Origin of the sequence: Pseudoalteromonas umbrosa (assembly GCF_030125375.1) — a bacterium.
GTDB lineage: Bacteria > Pseudomonadota > Gammaproteobacteria > Enterobacterales > Alteromonadaceae > Pseudoalteromonas > Pseudoalteromonas umbrosa.
Genome location: NZ_JASJUU010000004.1, coordinates 43289 through 62251 on the forward strand (window position 1 = coordinate 43289; position 18963 = coordinate 62251).

Sequence of the window (18963 nt, forward strand, 5' to 3'; positions counted from 1 at the left end):
TGTGTTGCACAAATTTCACTGTGAAAAAACCGTACTTTGCAATGCGCTGCCTGACCAAAAAGGAGGGATATGCAATGTTTGCATGTTTTTATTATTAAGCGCTGCATGTAGGGGCAGTGTTGCAATACCAGTCAGTGCGATACTATCGATATTTGGCACTTTGATGAGTCTAACTATGTCCCGTTTGCCAAGTTGAGCGATAGACGGAATAAAAGGCCTAAGTGAAGAAATAAGTGCATCAAGGCATGCTTCACTGATATCACTGCCAATGATGATAGTCTGAGTATTCAGCAATGACTCTAAGGTGTGAATCGCAATTCGAAGTGGCTCAGTCGCTTGCGTTATCCACTTTTTACACATTGGGTGACTTAAGGGATCTAATTGCTCAATGGGGAGCGTGTCCTCATTACAGCCGTCGAGAAAGGTTTTTAATGCGTTAATCGACGCGTATTTATTTAAAGTTCCTAGCTCTGCGGTGCTTTCATCTTGATCTGGAGTGACAAATATATCGCCGATAGCCCCAGTCAGCCCGTTTTGTCCGAGCATGATCTGCCTATCATATACGACCGCAGCTTCTACTTTGTTGCCCAAATGCAGATACACAAAATTATGTAATGTTTTGGCTTCGCCAAATAGCATTTGGTAAGCCGCGCATGCCGATGCGGTATTTTCTAATGCGATAGGTAGATTAAGTAATTCACTTAATTGTGATTGTAGATGTTGATTAACTTGATGCTGAGATATTGCATCAGTTTGGTCCGTTTGAATAGATAAGCCACCAGCGAATATCGCTTCAAAGCTAATATCATTTTTCGCTATGAACTTTTCTAACTCTTGCTTGATGTCTTGGGCGTTAGGTTGAGTTATTAGGCCTTTGGTCGTTTGGCTATGACATTCACCATTGAGGTAATACAAGCCTAACTCTAATAAATTGGGGCTCACTCTCATTGCGCAGGTAAATGCCGCATGTTTATTTAAACACAGCATTTTTGAGGGTTTACCTGCACTCTCCGTTCTCTTGACACCGATTTCCTCTACGAGATTAACCGCCAATAAGGCTTCAACCATATTGGTGATGGTTTGTTTAGTCAGTAAGGTATTTCGTGCAATATCAGCGCGAGAAATTGGACCTAATGTGACAATTTGCGTCAATACTAAACGTAAATTAACGGCTTTATTCTGTTTAGCATTTGACCCTTTCACTTTGTATCCTTTTTCGTCGACACGTATCTAAATCATATTCAAGACACTCTATCTTATTACACATGGCACTATTTTCGAATACTTTAAATGTTTTAGCTTCTCAGATAGTCCATTCAAGGTTAAGTAAAATTATTTGACAAACATAGGAATGCTGATCAAATGTACTGAATCAGGTTTTCATTAAAGGAACTATTAAGTGAAACGCCGTTATTTTACGTATAAATATTACCTTCAATTTTGTAGAAAACTGCGATTAAGTGCATGGAGTTGTTTGTTTTTTGTGATGTCAGCTCAGTTTGCACATAGCAATACCAGCTACGTTTTATCAACGAAGCAAGAAGACGATGTTAAAACTGCAACCCTTACTGCAGCGATGGCTTGGCATGGCTCTAGTCCATGGGTAAATGCGGTGACATTGGGTGCCCAGCAAGAGTTTGAACGTTTGGGCATTGAGGTGTTAGCGGTGACGGAGGCACACTATGATTCGGCAAAGCAAATAACAGATTTGGAGACATTGGCCGTTTTAGAGCCAGATATTTTGTTATCGTTGAGTATTGATAGTTTTAGCTCTAAGCCCAGCTATTTGCGATTAAGTAAAGGCGGTACACAATTGGTGCTGCTCAGTAATCCAATAGCCGGTTTTATACATGGAGAAGACTATGCTGGGTTGGTCGGTGATAATGTTGAAGGAATGGGTCAAGCTGCAGCCAAGCTAGTTGCAGAAGCTATTTCAAATAAAGGGCGAGTAGGGATGATTTACCACGAGGCCGATTATTATATTACCAACCAACGGGATGCCGCTTTTGTACGTGCACTTGCGCAATACGATGATATCGAATTGAGCGTACAAAAAGGATTTGTGAAAAAAAATCAAACAGCGCAGCTCACGTCAGCAATGCTCATCCAAAATCCAAATATTTCTGCCATATATGTATCGTGGGATGCTGCTGCTGAGGGGGTTATTGAGGCACTTAGGATTGCAAATCGTAAAGACATTAAAGTGATCACCCATGATTTGGGTACGAACAATCTTATTGATATGGCCTTGCATGGCAATATGTATGGCACAGTCTCTGATCGTCCGTTCGAGATCGGAACCTTGATGGCGAGAATAGGGGCTGGCGCTGCTACTGGCGTTACGACACCCTTATATACACAAGTGAGTTATCATGCTGTGACTGCCAATAATATCGAAGCTTCTTGGCAACTTGCTTTTCAGACTCCACTACCAAAGATATTACAAACAGTATTGAAGCAATCTACAGCGGATAGTCTGATGCGAGATAGGGGGAGTGATGCCCAGTAAGCTCAATAGACATACATTAATATATTATGCATTTACGAGCGCGATGCTGGTTTTCATATTATCTCTGTCCGGTTCTGCTTTTTTTACCACGGCAAATCTATTGAACATTTTACTCCAAACTGCGCCTATTGCTGTTATGGCAATTGGTTTAAGCTTTGCTTTATCTGTTGGTTATATTGATTTATCAATAGGTGCAATTGTTGCCCTTTGTGGTATGGCTGCTGCTTTGGTGTTACCGCTTTATGGTCTGCCGGTGGCCGTTGTATTCGCATTGTCTTTGGGAGTATGTATTGGGGCAATAAACGGCTATTTGTGTGAGCGTTTCGCTTTGCCACCGTTAATAGTCACTTTAGGCATGTTGGGGTTTTTGACTGGGTTTGCAAGGCAGCTTTCAGATCTTCAGTCTATTCCAATTATTCATACCCATTTTATTACCCTGTTTGGCCATGGCACAGTATTGGGGGTGCCCAGTTTTTTATTATGGCTTGCAGGGCTGGTGATAATAGCTGCGTTAATTATGACTCAAACTCGTTTTGGGCGTCATTTATTTGCCGTGGGAGTAGACTCATCGATAGCACACCGAATGGGGTTAAATGTATCTCGCTCCCGTATGATTGCCATGTCACTGTGTGGCGGGTTTTGTGCGTTTGCAGGTTTGTTATATGCGGCAAGAATGCAAAGTGCCAAATACACAATCGGCGAGTCTGATTTGATGGTTGCTATCGCCGCTGTGATCATTGGCGGCTGTAGTTTGCTTGGTGGCAGGGTTAATATCTTCGCTGTTGTACTCGGGGTATGGCTGCTTGGGTGTATTAATAATGCCCTTATATTCAGTGGCTTTTCCAGTAATGAGCAGATGATGGTAAAAGGTAGTATTTTAATTGTGGCTGTGGCCATCACATCGAGGGCACAAAAGTTATGAAGCGTACTGCGTTAGACCAAACGGCTTTAAAAGTCAGTGGATTATATAAGAGCTTTGAAGGTATCAATGTGCTTAGGGGGGTTCACTTTACGGTTAATAGAGGTGAAGTGGTTGCCTTACTTGGGGACAATGGGGCGGGTAAATCGACCCTAGTGCAGTGTTTGGCTGGTTTAACTCAACCTGATCAGGGCAAGATCCAAGTTGGTCAAATTGAGCGCACTATATGCACCCCAAGCGCGTCTTATCAAGCCGGAATAGCCGTTGTCCATCAAGATTTGGCATTGGTACAAGGACTCAGTGTTGTCGAAAATCTATTTTTAAACCGAGAAATATTGCATCAACATAGAGTACTAAAACTTCTAGGCTGGTTAGATAAAAAAGCCATGGCAAGAAAAGCCAAAAAATTATTGCAGCGACTTGGCATGCCGCTGATCAATATCAACGCTCCAGTAAATACACTCTCTGGCGGTCAAAAACAGGCAGTCGCGATTATAAGAGCTGTGTATGCTGGTGCTGAAATTATTGTTATGGACGAGCCAACGGCGGCTTTGGGTGCAGAGCAATGTGCGCGCTTGGTGACATTGATCCGCTTGCTTAGCTCACAGGGGATAGCCATAATTCTGATCAGTCATAATTTACAACAAGTTGATACCTTGTGTGACCGTGCTGTTATTTTATTTCAAGGACAAAGCGTTGCTGATGTTGCGATAGATGAGGTCAGTCAGGCACAATTACTGGGTTATATGAATGGTATTGAACTAGGCATAGCTCAAGCGAGTTAATCAATGAGGACAGAGTGAATTATTCAGAGGCGGTTAGCTGTTTTGCAGAGTTTGGCGAGCATCGTGATGATGCAATCTCTATTATGTTAGGTGCCAAGCAGCAGCTCGGTATGTATAGTTTGTCGGTAGCCACTCTCAAACAGGTGCTGCAGCGCACTATTGATGGAGAGATCTGTATTGCAGATTTAGAGCTATGGGCGAATGTTTTATTGCAGCGTGAGGAGTATGTAGTTGGTGAACTGGAAGGGAGTCTTTATGCTCTGTCAGATCCAGATATCATGGGCGGAATAGACGAGGCCAAGCTAACACGCTTATTAACACTGTTAGAATGACCTCATGCGACGAAGTTACTTATGATAGTTTAAGCAAGTTTCAACTTCATTTTTTGAACCTAGGATAACCGCTACTCGCTGGTGGATTGCAGTTGGTTCAATGTCTAGAATGCGTTGCTCACCTGTGTGTGCTAGGCCGCCAGCTTGCTCTACAAGCATTGCCATTGGGTTTGCTTCGTATAGTAATCTTAGCTTGTAAGGTTTTTCAGGGTTTTTAGTATCCGCAGGGTAAGTAAATAGGCCACCGCGACACAATACACGATGCACATCGCCAACCATGGCAGCTATCCAACGCATGTTAAAGTTCTTGCCTCTAGGGCCTTCTGTGCCTGCTAATAAATCGGCCATGTAATTTTTCATCGCAGGTTGCCAATGGCGCTGATTAGAAGCGTTAATTGCAAACTCTTGCGTATCTTCAGGAATTTTTGCAAAGTCTTCGGTTAATAAGAAACTGCCGTGTGTTTTGTCTAGCGTGAAGATACGTGTGCCTTTACCTGTGGTCAAAGCGAGTGTTGTTGAAGGACCATAAAGTACATAACCTGCTGCAACTTGGTTTTTACCTGGTTGCATAAAAATAGCCGGATCAGCTGCATCCGAACCTTCAGGTGCTTCCATAATCGAGAAAATGGTACCAACTAATGAGTTGATATCTGTGTTTGAAGAGCCATCTAGTGGGTCAAAAGACACTATGTATTTGGCGTTTGGATCGCCTGCAATAGTGTAGTCTTCTTCCTCAGACGCTATTGCTTTTACGTAGCCAGATTCTAACAAGATGTCTTTAATTAGCTGATTTGATAAAACATCTAATTTTTTCTGGGTCTCACCTTGGATGTTTTCATCTAGGGTAGAACCTAACACACCTGATAGTGCACCTTGTCCTACGCGGAAGGAGATCTCTTTACAAGCGGCCAAAAGAGTACGGATAAGAGAAACTAACTCTCTAGAACATCCATCTTCAAATAACACCGGCGGTAATCTACGCATATTTTAAATCCTGATAACGTTTGTCGGGTCGCAGTGGTTTTAATGTGAGAGAGGCACTGCGAACTGCGCTGAATTTCGTCTTGAATCACTGTTTTTTGTATACAATTTTATATACTAGCCAAAAAACAATCACAAAACATGAAAATAACAAAGACAAAATTATGATTAAGAGACATTTTACCCCTTATCTCGTTTCGGCTTTGTTGCTGCCTATGATAACGCATGCGCAGGCAGCAATTAAGTCTATTGACGAATTTACTGATAAGTTTAACCATTTCCCTGGGTTTTACTCATTTTATGCAGATCAAAGCAGCGGTAAAATTTACCTAGATGTAGATAAATTTGCACAGCCTTTTTTACTACAGCACAGTTTGCCTTATGGCGTTGGTTCTAATGACATCGGATTAGACAGAGGTCAGCTTGGTGGCACACACTTGGTACAGTTTGAGCGCTTTGGCAATAAAGTCATGTTGCGCGCAAACAATACGTATTATCGAGCCAGTGCAGACAATCATGCCGAGCGGCAAAGTGTCAAAGAGGCGTTTGCATCAAGTATTTTGCATGGTTTTAAAGTAGTTGCTGAGGACAGTGACAGTGTTCTAATTGATTACACGCCTTATCTTTTATCGGATGTACATGGTGTATCGCGTCGCTTAAAAGCAACTGAACAAGGAAGCTATAGCCTAGATGCAAGTCGCAGTGCAGTGTATTCTGAGCGTTCAAAGGCTTTTGTAAAAAACACCGAGTTAGAGGCCGTACTGACGTTTAAAGGCGGCAACCCCGGTAAGTATGTACGCCAAGCTGTGGCAGATCCTTATGCCATCACGGTACACCAGCGTCATTCACTTATAGAGTTACCTGATGAAAATTATCAGCCACGTCAGTTTCATCCTCAATCAGGATTTTGGAGTATCGAGCACAAAGATTACTCGGCACCTTTAGGAAGCTCGATGTATGTCCGCTATATTCCGCGTCATCGCTTAGAGAAAAAAGATCCTACGGCCAAAGTGTCTGAGCCAGTAAAACCGATTGTTTACTATTTAGATCCCGGTGTACCCGAGCCGGTAAAAACCGCATTGCTTGATGGTGCTCGTTGGTGGGATGATGCATTTAAAGCAGCTGGTTATAAAGGCGCATTTGAAGTGAAAATGCTACCCGAGCAAGCAGACCCGATGGATGTGCGCTATAACGTGATCCAATGGGTTCATAGAGCAACGCGTGGCTGGTCTTATGGCGCATCTATTGTCAACCCGTTAACAGGTGAAATCATCAAAGGGCATGTGACACTGGGGTCATTGAGAGTACGTCAAGATATTCTCATTGCAGAAGCGCTTGCTGCGCCTTATATCAAAGGCGATGAAGTTACTCAAAAACTACATGATATGGCGCTGGATCGCATTCGCCAACTCAGTGCACATGAAATTGGTCATACTTTAGGTATTGCTCATAACTTTGCTGCATCAGCAGATGGCCGCGCATCCGTTATGGATTATCCACACCCACTGGTGCAATTTACCAATGGTGGACAGCTTGATGTGAGCAAAGGTTATGCCTCTGGCATGGGGGCTTGGGATATTCAAGCGGTCAAATACGGCTATGGTGACTATCGTGCCACAGATGAAGCGCAAGCGCTGGCGCAAGTGATTAAGCAGACCAACGACATGGGGTTGGCGTATATCTCTGATGCGGACGCAAGACCACAAGGTGGTGCTCATCCTACGGCACATTTGTGGGATAATGGTGAAGACCCAACAGCTGAGCTGCGTCGCGTTATGGGCATTCGTCAACAAGCACTGGCTCAATTTGGTCCTAATAACATCAAAAAAGGCGTTGCTTTATCACAGTTAGAAGAAAAGTTGGTGCCACTGTATTTATTCCACAGGTATCAAGTTGAGTCTGCTGTGAAATTGATAGGCGGCGTTGATTATGACTATGAAGTACGTGGTGAAGACAAAGTAAAAGGTGCACATGTTGTGGAAAAATCGCAGCAAGTGGATGCATTGCAAGCACTATTGGAGACATTATCACCTGAGTCGCTGATTATTCCTGAGTCTGTACTGGCGGTGATCCCTCCTAAGGCTTACGGTGAGTCGAGAAATCGCGAAAGTGTTCATGGCAGAACAGGCTTGACGTTAGATGCTATGGCATTACCAGAAATGGCAACCCAGCACACACTGAAGTTATTACTGAATGCCGAGCGTTTAAATCGCGTTGCTCAGCAGTATGCGCGTAATGATAGCTATTTAGGCAGTGATGAAGTATTGGCAAAGATCCATGCACATGTATTTGAAGCTAATGCAAAATCTACCATGGCGAAAAAGTTGAACCAACGCGTTCAGTATTTAACGGCTTATCGCATGGCGGATCTGAGCCTGAGCGATAAGGTTGCACCAGAGGTGCAAGCACAGCTACGTTATTACTTACGACAAATTGCGCAAGACACGACAGAACAGTCGCTGTTTTCGAGTCCAGGTAAAGCTGATGCGTTTGCACTTTATTTAGGTGAGCATATTCAGCATTTCTTAAAAGAAGGCAAATGGCCAGCAAATTATGCACCTTTGGCTATGCCTCCAGGGTCTCCGATTTAAGCTCTGAGTCACTATGAAAAAAGCCCCATATAGGGGCTTTTTGCTAGATGAATGATGTGCTGAAATAATTAAGCTATTTGCTTTTCAGCTAACTTTAATTCCATGGTTGCTTTGAGTAGGCGATACAAATTGATAGAGGCGTCAATTTCTTCTTTACGGTTAGTTAAACTCTCTATGTTTAGTCCAAGCGGAATATCTAAGTGCGCGCAACTTCGTAAAATCAAATCTAAATTCTCACGGCAAATTTTTATTGATTCATTGAGTGTATTGTCAGCATCCAGCATGCGCCATTTAGTTGCTTCTGGCACTGAGATACCTAACCACTGCATAAACTCTAACGTTTTTTGTCCACCACAGGGCGTGAAGGTCAAAATAATGCGTTTGGGTTCATTACCTTGCTGACGACAAGTACGTGCATAACTGGTTAATAAATCAATCGTTGCTTGTGCATCATAAACGGCCTGAGATATGAAGTACTCGCAGCCTTTAGTGGTTTTATCGATGAGCCTCTCATGTTCATTTCGCTTGTTTGCATGACGCTCTGCGATAGTTACACCACCCAAGAAAAAATCTTGTGTGTGTTCACGTAAAGTCTGATAAGCCTCAGGTAAACCTAATTTTATGTCACCTGTTGAAGAGGGACTGCCCACTAATACAAGGTTGTTTAAGCCAAAATCTTGTTTCGTTTTATGCAACCATTGAGTGAACTCTTCTCGGTCTCGCTGTGCGACGCTTTTATAAGTGATGACGTCTAGATTAGATAAATCACGTACTAATTTACTGTACTCACAAGGATCGACAGTTTGTTTAAATGGAAAGGGTCTTGGTACTTGTGTGCGGCTACTTTCGTCTTGAATATCGTAAATAACAACCCCATCGTACTCAATCTCATGCAATCGATTCAAAAGCTTAGTGGCAATTGTTTGGAGCTGTTCACTGTCCGTGCCTAGCTTAGGTGGGGTTGTACCAATCAAATATACCCCTTGGTTAGGGTCTAGTATTTTCTCTTGTAGCGTTAAAGCCATGTCCTCATTCCCGCTCATTCATCATAGTAGGTTAAATATAGCAGCCATTTAGACGTCTAGATAGATTTTTTTATTGAATTTACTTCATTAAATATGATTTTTTTTCATAAGGACTGAATTTAAAGAAAATTATGATGCAAATTTTTAATGTTATCCGAGGTAAGTTTTTTTCATCATTTATCGAGATATATGAGATTTTTCCTTTCTTTGAGGCATAATCAGGGAATAAACCTGTGCTTTGCACAGGCATACAGAGACAAAATGAAAATTTAGGGACACATATGAAATTTAAGCTTTTGGCGACCAGCCTTGCTGTTACCTTGGCACTGAGTGGTTGTGCTGCAAATAACGCAAATAACACCAATAGTCTACAAAACAATGCTGCGGCTGTGGTCAATGCAGCTGAAAATAAAGTATTTTCTCAAGACTATGTATTGGAAGAGCTCGATAATGGGCTTCGTGTGATGGTGGTTAAGACTGATTATCCAGATGTCGTATCTTTACAGATCCCAGTGTCAGTTGGTTCGCGCAATGAAATCGAAGATGGCAAAACAGGTTTCGCACACTTCTTTGAACATATGATGTTTAAAGGATCTAAAAAATATCCTGAAGCAATCTACAAAGACATCATCAAAAATTCAGGGGTTGATAACCGCGCTTATACAACCAACGACTACACCAATTATTATTTGAGTTTTTCTAAAGAACATTTAGAAAAAGTATTAGAGATCCAGTCTGATATTTTCCAAAATTTACATTTCAGCGAAGAGCAATTCCGTACTGAGGCGCTGACCGTAAAAGGTGAATATCTTAAAAATAATGCCAATCCACTTCGTAAATTATTAGGTGCTGTACGTGAAAAGGCATTTGATGAGCACACCTATAAACATACTACGATGGGCTTTTTTGAAGATATAGAGGCAATGCCAGATCAAATGGCCTATGCGGATTTATTCTTCGAGCGCTTTTATAAGCCTGAATATGCGACCATCATCATCGTGGGTGATGTGGAGCCACAAGCCACGATTAATATGGTGAAAAAGCACTGGGGTGAGTGGCAGCGTGGTGAATATCAAGCAGAGATCCCAGTCGAGCCAAAACAGCAAGCAGCAAAATACCAGCATGTCGTCAATGAGGGCCAACCGGGTCACTGGTTACTAGTTTCTTACAAAGGTCCTGCTTGGCAGCCAACGGAAAAAGATCGCGCTGCGGTAGACTTAATTTCCGAGCTGTATTTCTCAGAAAACTCCAAGTTATATCAAGAGTTGGTCGTGGATAAGCAAATAGCGACACAATTGATTACCTATAATGCAGAAACAAAAGACCCTGGCCTTTTACATGTGTTCGTTAAAGTTGAAGACGAAAAAGACCTTGTGACCGTGCGTGACGCAATTAATCGCACTTATGCAACAGCACGTACGGAATTGGTAGATGAAGGCAAGCTTGCAGCGCTTAAATCAAACAAGCGTTATAGCTTTGCTAATGATTTAGACTCATCAAAAGCAATTGCATCTATGCTCGCAAGCTACGTACATTTTGAACGTGACCCTGAAGTTATCAACCAAATGTATGCAACGGCAGACACTGTCACCCCAGAAGATATTCGCCTTATCGCAAACAAATACTTTGTTGATTCTGGACGCAATACCGTCACCATGTCAGCAAAAGCTGAGATCGCTGGTTTTGATAAAGAAGTGGAACTTGACGCACTGGCGGCTGATCTAAACCAGCCTACAGAACAATACTTTACAGTACTGGATAAAACCTCTAATTCACCGTTAGTTGATGTGAACTGGTTATTTTACACAGGCGCGGCTGCTGATCCGGTAGGGAAAAAAGGGGTTGCTGCTTTGACCGCAGCAATGCTTGCTAAAGGTGGTAGTGCAACCAAGTCATATAAAGAAATCCAAAAAGCCATGTACCCGCTAGCAGGTAGCTTTGCCCATCAAGTAGATAAAGAGATGATCGCACTGCGCGGCCGTGTGCATAAAGATAATGCACAGCAGTGGTATGCATTAGTAGGTGAGCAACTACTCAATCCAGGTTTTAGAGAAGATGACTTTAGCCGCTTGAAAAAAGAGCTGATTGATAATATTAATTCAGACTTAAAGTCGTCCAATGATGAAGAGCTGGGTAAAGAGGTGCTTTATCATAAGTTATATCAAGGTCATACGTATGAAAGTCTCAATTTAGGTGACTTGTCAGATTTAGAAGCGCTCACATTGCAAGATGTGAAGGATTTCTATCACAGTCAGTTCACTCAGGCGAAGCTAAATCTAGGTTTAACAGGCGCGTTAAATGACGATTTGAAAGCGCAATTGATACAAGACTTAACACGTTTACCAAAAGGTGAAGAAAAGCGTTTAAATGTTGCTGATGCGCCTGTACTAGAGGGTATTCATGCGACTGTAGTTGAGAAAAGTGCTAAATCAACTGCTGTGTCATTTGGTTTCCCAATTGATACGGTGCGCAGCAGTAAAGACTGGACAGCGCTATGGTTAGTACGTTCATATTTTGGTGAACACCGTAATTCAGGCGCTTTCCTATTTGACCGAATTCGTCAAACTCGAGGTATGAACTATGGTGATTATGCTTACATAGAATACTTCCCACGCGGTATGTACCAAACTATGCCTGATGCGAACTTAGGTCGCTCTGAGCAGATCTTCCAAGTGTGGTTACGTCCACTGCGCTCAAATAATGACGCGCATTTTGCCACTCGTGTCGCGGTTTATGAGCTTGATAAGATGATTAAGCAAGGGATGAGTGAAAAAGACTTTGAAGCAACGCGTAATTTCTTAAACAACTATGTACCGCAGCTGGTGGCGAGTCAGGATAGACAACTTGGTTATGCATTGGATAGCCAATTCTATAACACCGATGAATTTGTCAGCCTAGTGCGTTCACAGCTAGCGAGTTTGAGCTTAGAGGATGTCAACCGTGTGATCCGTGAGAATCTTCAAACTGAGAATATGCACTATGTGTTTGTGACAGGTGACGGTGAAGACATGAAGCAGCGTCTTGCTAGCGAGCAGGTGTCACCACTGAAGTACAATGTCAGCAAGCCACAGGCTTTACTTGATGAAGACAAGATAGTAGAGAGTTATAAACTGTCTGTACCAGCCAGCAACATTGAAGTCATACAAGCGCAGGATTTGTTTAAATAAAACTTCAAGCCGTATGAAAGTGTAAACGCCTCGCTTATGCGAGGCGTTTTTATTGATTGGCATTAAGTTGCACGCGCGTAAAAAAAACACCATTATAGGAACCTTAAGTTATAATTAATAACTAGAAATTTGAGTCTGGCTAGTGCTATCAAAGGGTGATGCGCGCTAAGATAAGTAACGACAGTAAATGATAGGCATGTGGAAATTATGAGACACGAAATTTGGCAACAATTGAGAGAAGAAGCCCAAGAGCTTGTGCAAAGAGAGCCTTTACTCGCCAGTCACGTCTACTCAAGTGTGCTCAATCATGAATGCTTAGGTGCAGCGTTGAGTTTTATTGTGGCAAATAAGCTCTCAGATGCTGTCGTTTCTGCATTTACCATTCGAGAATTGTTTGATCAGGCGTTTGTCGATTGTGACCGAATGCTTACCCATGTTGCTTATGATATAAAAGCTGTTAAAGATCGAGACCCTGCTGCCGATAGTTATCTTAACGTGATATTAAACTTGAAGGGTTTCCATGCATTACAAGCACACCGTCTCGCATATTGTCTGTGGCGACAACAGCGCAAAGAGCTCGCCCGCTTTATCCAAAGTCGCACCTCTGAAGTTTTTGGCGTTGACATCCATCCTGCTTGTAAAGTCGGCCATGGTATTATGCTTGACCATGCGACTGGTATAGTCATTGGTGAAACCGCGGTGATTGAAGACAATGTATCCATACTGCAGTCAGTTACGCTTGGTGGTACGGGTAATGAGCAAGGTGATCGTCACCCTAAGATCCGCGCTGGCGTATTGATTGGTGCGGGTGTAAAAGTGCTTGGTAACATTGAAGTCGGGGAAGGGGCGCGCATTGGCGCAGGCTCGGTAGTATTGAAAGCTGTTGCACCGCATACCACGGTAGTGGGTGTACCTGCCAAAGTGGTCGGTAAACCAAATTGCCCATGTCCTGCAGAGAGCATGGATCAAAACTTCTTAGATGATGCGATTAGTCGAATTAACGACTCCCATACAAGCGCCATGCTTTAAGTTGCGCTTGGTCTGATGCGCTCCAAGAGTTCTTTGGTATATGCGTTTGCTGCAGGTATTTTATTAACTTGTGGTGTTTATGAGATACGTCAAACTGATTTGGGCTCTGGAGACGCACTACCGGAGAAAGCGTCTCGATTAAATGAGGGCACACGCGAAGAGGCTGAAGAACATCTGTTAGAACAAGCTATCTCTGCGGCTCCACCACAAGATACGTACAGTAATGAGTTAGCTGCTTTAAATCAAACCACACAATACGCACAGCTGGTTCAACTCATTCAGCAATTAGAGCAAGAAAATACGCGCTTGAAAGCGCAGTTATCCAACCCCAGTGAATCTTCATCTTCAAGCTATAATGTTCCAAATCAATTGAAAAATATATTCGCACACCAGCGGCGCGATGAAGTATGGGCCTCTGAAGTGGAGCTATTTGCGGAAGATTTTTTATATGAGGCGAGTCTGCATGATGATATAGATATGCTATCTGTCGAATGCAAGCTACATATTTGTCAGCTCAACTTTGCCTCGCAATCACATAACTCTTCACCAAGGTGGCAGCAGCTTCACAAAGCTCTACTTAACATGCCTTGGATGAAGCAGTTTAAAACGGTGACCGCTGTGCAAAACCAAGGCGTCATGCAGATACACCTGAGTTTAAAAACCAGTGAACAATTAAGAAGTGAGTACTAACTTACTCGTCTTTTTCTTTAATTGCAGTGACTTTAGTATGTAGTTGCCCATCTGCGAGCTGTGTAATAAGCGCGTCGCCGGTTTTGACCTCTGATACCGAACTGAGCACATGTTTGCCTTTTTGAGTAATACTGTAACCTCGAGATAGCACTGTCAGAGGGCTGACACTGTCAAGTCTAGCAGCAAGTAGCGCCAGCTGGTTTTTTTGGCGGCTTTGCTGCTGTTTCATAGTATTGTGCAAGGCTGATTCCAATCTCTGTACCTTTGCTTTGGCTTCATTCAAGCGCTTTTCAGGGTGGAATTTTAGTAGTGTATGCTCAAGCACATTCACTTTGTGATGGTATTTTTGTTGCTGATATTGCCATGCTCGGATCAAACGTTGCTGCAATTCATCGACGCGCTGCACTTGTTGCATTAATTGGTTCTGAGGATGCTGCAGGCTTAATCGCTGTTGTAGCCGTGCAATATGTTGTTGTTCATCATATAGCTTGCGTTTTAACGCATTTGTTAGGCGCTGCTTTCTATCTTTTACATAACTTATCAGTTCATTACTATCAGGGCTCACTAACTCTGCGGCTGCTGAGGGGGTAGGGGCACGTAAATCAGCGACATAGTCACTGATGGTGGTGTCTATTTCGTGGCCTACAGCACTGATGACAGGGAGGTTACAGGCAAAAATAGCACGGGCGACGACTTCTTCGTTAAAGCACCACAGGTCCTCTAGCGAACCACCTCCGCGACCCACTATCAATATATCGACTTCATTACGCTTATCTGCCAATGCAATCTTTTCTGCGATTTGCACTCCAGCATCTTTTCCCTGTACGAGTGTGGGGTAGATGGTGACTTCTAATTGAGGAGCTCGGCGTTTTAGCACAGACAAAATATCTTTGATGGCAGCGCCGGTTGCTGAGGTTACAACCCCAACTCGATTGATTTGTTGCGGAAGCGGTTTTTTATGGAAACTATTAAAGAGTCCTTCAGCAGCGAGCTGCATCTGTAGCGCTTCAAATTGTTGTTTCAGTAAGCCTTCACCTGCAGGAGCCATCTGTTCGACGATAAGCTGATAATCACCACGGGGTTCATACACTGAGACACGGGCTTTGACTTGTACTTGTGCGCCATTTTCAGGGCGATATTTACAATATCGGTTATTGCCTCGCCACATGGCCGCCTTAATTTGTGCTTTTTCATCTTTGAGAGAAAAGTACCAATGGCCAGAAGCGGGGGCGACAAAGTTTGAAATTTCACCCGTCAACTCAAGAGAAGCGAAACCTTGTTCTAATAAACTGCGAATTTCGCGATTTAGACGCGAAACTGTATAAACTTTGTTGTTTTGTGGCAACGACATACCGAGCTCCATAAAAAATTCACAGACACTTTAGCACATTTTTTGCTAAATTTTGTTTACTCACATAAGGAACGCTGATAAAATGCGCACGCAATTCCTTATACTCAGAATTCACTTGAGAGAAGCCGCACACATGCTAAGAATTGCAAAAGAAGCCCTTACTTTTGACGACGTACTATTAGTACCCGCTCATTCAACTGTTCTACCGCACACAGCGAGTCTTAAAACTCGTCTGACACGCGATATCGAGCTTAATCTGCCACTTGTTTCTGCGTCAATGGACACAGTTACTGAAGCACGCTTAGCGATTGCCTTAGCGCAAGAAGGCGGCATTGGCTTTATTCACAAAAACATGACCATCGAAGAGCAAGCCGACAATGTTCGTAAAGTGAAAACTTACGAAGCTGGTATTGTTACTTTCCCGGTTACAGTGACAGCTGACAAAACAATTGCTGAAACAATTGCCCTTGCTGAAGAAAAAGGGTTTTCAGGCTTCCCAGTAGTGGGTGCTGATAACCAGTTAGAAGGCATTGTGACAAGTCGTGATATGCGTTTTGAAACTCAGTTAGACAAGCCTGTTTCGTCAGTGATGACAAAACAAGCAGACCTAGTGACTGTAAAAGAAGGCGCGGGTCGTGAAGAGATCCTTGGCCTGATGCACGAACACCGCATCGAGAAAATCTTAGTGGTTGATGATGCATTTGCACTGAAAGGCATGATCACTGTTAAAGACTATCAAAAAGCTCAAGAAAAGCCGAACGCATGTAAAGACGCACAAGGTCGTTTACGTGTTGGTGCTGCTGTGGGCGTTGGTGCTGGTACTGATGAGCGTATCGCTGCATTGGTTGAAGCAGGTGTGGACATCTTATTGATTGATACATCTCATGGTCACTCTCAAGGTGTAATTGACCGCGTTAAAGCAACGCGTGCAGCTTACCCAGAGTTACAAATTGTTGCGGGTAACGTTGCAACAGGCGCAGGTGCTCTTGCCCTTGCAGATGCTGGTGCAGATGCCGTTAAAGTAGGTATTGGCCCTGGTTCAATTTGTACAACACGTATTGTTACAGGATGCGGTGTACCACAAATCACAGCTATTTCAGATGCTGTTGAAGCACTAAAAGAGCGTGATATTCCAGTCATCGCCGATGGTGGTATTCGCTATTCAGGTGACATTGTTAAAGCGCTTGTTGCTGGTGCAGCGTGCGTCATGGTTGGTTCAATGCTTGCTGGTACCGAAGAGTCACCGGGTGAAGTTGAATTGTATCAAGGCCGTTACTACAAGTCTTACCGTGGTATGGGTTCTCTAGGTGCTATGAACCAAAAAGAAGGTTCTTCAGATCGTTACTTCCAGAAGAGCAACCAAGCAGACAAGCTTGTGCCAGAAGGCATTGAAGGCCGCGTTGCATACAAGGGCCCAATTGCTGCGATTATTCACCAGCAAATTGGTGGTATTCGCAGTGCAATGGGCTTAACAGGTTGTGCAACAATCGCTGAGCTGAACATCAAACCTGAGTTTGTACGTGTTACATCAGCAGGTATGGGTGAGTCTCACGTACACGATGTACAAATCACCAAAGAAGCGCCTAACTATCGCTTAGGTTAAGTCGGCCAACGTGCGTTGAGCCCGCAAAATTGTCAGGGCTAGCAGCAGCTAGCCCTTTTTAATTCTGGTAAAGCAGGTTAGCTGTGCTTTACTAATTTTATCGTTTCCTAACTAACGAGATTTTCAATGAGCAAAGACATCCATGATTCCCGTATTTTGATCTTAGACTTCGGTTCTCAATACACGCAGTTAATTGCACGTCGTGTACGTGAGATTGGCGTTTACTGTGAACTTTGGGCGTGGGATGTAACGGAAGAGCAGATCCGTGAATTCAACCCTCAGGGTATCATCCTGTCTGGTGGTCCAGAGTCAACCACAGAAGAAAATAGCCCAAGAGCACCTGAATATGTGTTTGAGGCAGGCGTACCTGTACTTGGTGTATGTTACGGCATGCAAACAATGGCGATGCAGCTAGGTGGTAAAGTACATAGCTCTGATAAGAAAGAATTTGGTTACGCAAAAGTTGAAAAAGTCGGTAACTGTGCACTATTCGAAGCGATTGAAGATCACATCGAAGATGGCATTGGTCAACTGGACGTATGGATGAGTCACGGTGATAAAGTGGTTGAAATCCCTGACACATTTGTAACAAGTGCGAAAACGGATACGTGTCCACACGCGGCAATGTCTTGGGAAGAAAAACGTTTCTACGGTGTGCAATTCCACCCAGAAGTAACACACACGCAGCAAGGTACTCGTTTGTTAGAGCGTTTTGCGATTGATATCTGTGGCTGTGAGAAGCTTTGGACACCTTCGCAGATCATTGAAGATGCGGTTGAGCGTATCAAAGAGAAAGTCGGTGATGACGAAGTTATCTTAGGACTATCTGGTGGTGTTGATTCATCGGTTGTGGCTATGCTAATCCACCGTGCGATTGGTAAGAAGCTAACGTGTGTATTCGTTGATAACGGTTTACTTCGTTTAAACGAAGGTCAGCAAGTAATGGAAATGTTTGGTGATAAGTTCGGTTTGAATATCATCAAAGTAGATGCTGAAGATCAGTTCCTAAATGACTTGGCTGGTCTTTCTGATCCTGAAGACAAGCGTAAAGCAATTGGTCATACGTTCATTGACGTATTCGATGCTGAATCTAAAAAGTTGAAAAATGCTAAATGGCTAGCGCAAGGTACAATTTACCCAGACGTAATCGAATCAGCGGCGTCTAAAACAGGTAAGGCGCACGTGATTAAATCTCACCATAACGTAGGCGGTCTGCCTGATGATATGGAAATGGGTCTAGTAGAGCCACTTCGCGAGCTGTTTAAAGATGAAGTACGTAAGATTGGTTTAGAGCTTGGTTTACCTTATGACATGCTATACCGTCACCCATTCCCAGGTCCAGGTCTAGGTGTACGTGTACTTGGTGAAATCAAGAAAGAATACTGTGATTTACTTCGTCGTGCAGATGCTATCTTCATTGAAGAGCTTCATAAAGCAGACATCTACCACAAAGTATCTCAAGCATTCACTGTATTCCTTCCAGTTAAATCTGTAGGCGTAATGGGTGATGCACGTAAGTACGACTGGGTTGTATCATTACGTTGTGTAGAAACCATCGACTTTATGACGGCGCGTTGGTCACATTTACCATATGACTTCCTAGGTCTGGTATCAAACCGTATCATTAATGAAATTGATGGAATTTCTCGTGTTGTTTACGATATCTCAGGTAAACCACCTGCGACCATCGAGTGGGAATAATGATAATTAGCACAAGCTAATTGAATGAAAAAAAGGCGAATATAATAAATATTCGCCTTTTTGTTTATAAAAGACGCAAACAAACAAAAAAATGCATTTTTCCTCTTTACCTTTTCTAAAAGCTCTTTATAATGCGTCGACATTGCAGGGGCGTAGTTCCAATTGGTAGAACAGCGGTCTCCAAAACCGATGGTTGCGGGTTCGAGTCCTGCCGCCCCTGCCACTTCTTACTTTTCCCACGTAATTGAATCTTTTACTACTACCATTTAAAATCAGTATA

The 18963-nt window shown here is 43.1% G+C and carries 14 protein-coding genes and 1 tRNA gene; 11 read left to right on the top strand and 4 right to left on the bottom strand.

Annotated features, from left to right (window positions below):
* Window positions 1-15 precede the first annotated feature (15 nt).
* A complete protein-coding gene (locus tag QNM16_RS15105; RefSeq protein WP_284021289.1) occupies window positions 16-1203 on the bottom strand; it encodes an ROK family transcriptional regulator in 1188 nt (395 codons plus the stop codon).
* A gap of 280 nt (window positions 1204-1483) precedes the next feature.
* Between QNM16_RS15105 and QNM16_RS15110 the strand changes: the two genes are divergently transcribed.
* The 4 genes from QNM16_RS15110 (at window position 1484) to QNM16_RS15125 (ending at window position 4545) form a co-directional block, all read left to right on the top strand.
* Window positions 1484-2509 carry a substrate-binding domain-containing protein gene (locus QNM16_RS15110; RefSeq protein ID WP_284021626.1) on the top strand — a complete coding sequence of 342 codons (1026 nt, stop codon included), beginning with the start codon at window positions 1484-1486 and terminating at the stop codon, window positions 2507-2509.
* 100 nt (window positions 2510-2609) lie between these two features.
* Window positions 2610-3431, top strand: a complete 822-nt coding sequence (locus QNM16_RS15115) for an ABC transporter permease (RefSeq protein WP_284021290.1) — start codon at window positions 2610-2612, stop codon at window positions 3429-3431.
* The gene (locus QNM16_RS15120; protein WP_284021291.1) at window positions 3428-4213 is read left to right on the top strand and encodes an ATP-binding cassette domain-containing protein; all 786 of its coding nucleotides are present in this window, start codon (window positions 3428-3430) and stop codon (window positions 4211-4213) included. The genes QNM16_RS15115 and QNM16_RS15120 overlap by 4 nt, the downstream gene beginning before the upstream one ends.
* Window positions 4214-4227: 14 nt before the next feature.
* Complete coding sequence (locus QNM16_RS15125) at window positions 4228-4545, top strand: hypothetical protein (protein WP_284021292.1); 318 nt, start codon at window positions 4228-4230, stop codon at window positions 4543-4545.
* Between the two features lie 15 nt (window positions 4546-4560).
* Here the strand turns inward: QNM16_RS15125 and QNM16_RS15130 are convergent, their stop codons facing one another.
* Window positions 4561-5529 carry a class 1 fructose-bisphosphatase gene (locus QNM16_RS15130; protein ID WP_284021293.1) on the bottom strand — a complete coding sequence of 323 codons (969 nt, stop codon included), beginning with the start codon at window positions 5527-5529 and terminating at the stop codon, window positions 4561-4563.
* A 161-nt stretch (window positions 5530-5690) separates the two neighbouring features.
* Between QNM16_RS15130 and QNM16_RS15135 the strand changes: the two genes are divergently transcribed.
* Window positions 5691-8117 (top strand): zinc-dependent metalloprotease, encoded by a 2427-nt coding sequence (locus QNM16_RS15135; RefSeq protein ID WP_284021294.1) that lies wholly within the window; start codon window positions 5691-5693, stop codon window positions 8115-8117.
* Window positions 8118-8185: 68 nt separating this feature from the next.
* On the opposite strand, the gene QNM16_RS15140 is transcribed toward QNM16_RS15135, so the two are convergent.
* Entirely contained in the window at window positions 8186-9142 is a 957-nt protein-coding gene (locus QNM16_RS15140) for a methylenetetrahydrofolate reductase (protein WP_284021295.1), read from the bottom strand.
* A 281-nt stretch (window positions 9143-9423) separates the two neighbouring features.
* Between QNM16_RS15140 and QNM16_RS15145 the strand changes: the two genes are divergently transcribed.
* From QNM16_RS15145 to QNM16_RS15155, 3 genes are all read left to right on the top strand, one after another.
* The gene (locus QNM16_RS15145; protein WP_284021296.1) at window positions 9424-12309 is read left to right on the top strand and encodes a M16 family metallopeptidase; all 2886 of its coding nucleotides are present in this window, start codon (window positions 9424-9426) and stop codon (window positions 12307-12309) included.
* Window positions 12310-12516: 207 nt separating this feature from the next.
* On the top strand, window positions 12517-13338 hold the full coding sequence (gene cysE, locus QNM16_RS15150) for a serine O-acetyltransferase (protein WP_284021297.1): 822 nt from the start codon (window positions 12517-12519) through the stop codon (window positions 13336-13338).
* 15 nt (window positions 13339-13353) lie between these two features.
* Window positions 13354-14028 carry a hypothetical protein gene (locus tag QNM16_RS15155; protein WP_284021298.1) on the top strand — a complete coding sequence of 225 codons (675 nt, stop codon included), beginning with the start codon at window positions 13354-13356 and terminating at the stop codon, window positions 14026-14028.
* Between the two features lies 1 nt (window position 14029).
* Here QNM16_RS15155 and xseA read toward each other — a convergent pair whose 3' ends face one another.
* A complete protein-coding gene (gene xseA, locus QNM16_RS15160) occupies window positions 14030-15379 on the bottom strand; it encodes an exodeoxyribonuclease VII large subunit (protein ID WP_284021299.1) in 1350 nt (449 codons plus the stop codon).
* Between the two features lie 133 nt (window positions 15380-15512).
* Here xseA and guaB point away from each other — a divergent pair, with 133 nt between their 5' ends.
* The 3 genes from guaB (at window position 15513) to QNM16_RS15175 (ending at window position 18906) form a co-directional block, all read left to right on the top strand.
* Window positions 15513-16982 (top strand): IMP dehydrogenase, encoded by a 1470-nt coding sequence (gene guaB / locus QNM16_RS15165; protein ID WP_284021627.1) that lies wholly within the window; start codon window positions 15513-15515, stop codon window positions 16980-16982.
* A 126-nt stretch (window positions 16983-17108) separates the two neighbouring features.
* Window positions 17109-18683, top strand: a complete 1575-nt coding sequence (gene guaA / locus QNM16_RS15170; RefSeq protein WP_284021300.1) for a glutamine-hydrolyzing GMP synthase — start codon at window positions 17109-17111, stop codon at window positions 18681-18683.
* 146 nt (window positions 18684-18829) lie between these two features.
* Window positions 18830-18906, top strand: a tRNA-Trp gene (locus tag QNM16_RS15175).
* The last annotated feature ends 57 nt before the right edge of the window (window positions 18907-18963 follow it).

Bases quoted from the DNA above. Each gene is read 5' to 3' on its own strand.
- QNM16_RS15120 (WP_284021291.1), top strand. From the start codon at position 3,428: ATGAAGCGTACTGCGTTAGACCAAACGGCTTTAAAAGTCAGTGGATTA.
- QNM16_RS15130 (WP_284021293.1), bottom strand. From the start codon at position 5,529: ATGCGTAGATTACCGCCGGTGTTATTTGAAGATGGATGTTCTAGAGAG.
- QNM16_RS15135 (WP_284021294.1), top strand. From the start codon at position 5,691: ATGATTAAGAGACATTTTACCCCTTATCTCGTTTCGGCTTTGTTGCTG.
- QNM16_RS15140 (WP_284021295.1), bottom strand. From the start codon at position 9,142: ATGGCTTTAACGCTACAAGAGAAAATACTAGACCCTAACCAAGGGGTA.
- QNM16_RS15145 (WP_284021296.1), top strand. From the start codon at position 9,424: ATGAAATTTAAGCTTTTGGCGACCAGCCTTGCTGTTACCTTGGCACTG.
- cysE (WP_284021297.1), top strand. From the start codon at position 12,517: ATGAGACACGAAATTTGGCAACAATTGAGAGAAGAAGCCCAAGAGCTT.
- QNM16_RS15155 (WP_284021298.1), top strand. From the start codon at position 13,354: ATGCGCTCCAAGAGTTCTTTGGTATATGCGTTTGCTGCAGGTATTTTA.
- xseA (WP_284021299.1), bottom strand. From the start codon at position 15,379: ATGTCGTTGCCACAAAACAACAAAGTTTATACAGTTTCGCGTCTAAAT.
- guaB (WP_284021627.1), top strand. From the start codon at position 15,513: ATGCTAAGAATTGCAAAAGAAGCCCTTACTTTTGACGACGTACTATTA.
- guaA (WP_284021300.1), top strand. From the start codon at position 17,109: ATGAGCAAAGACATCCATGATTCCCGTATTTTGATCTTAGACTTCGGT.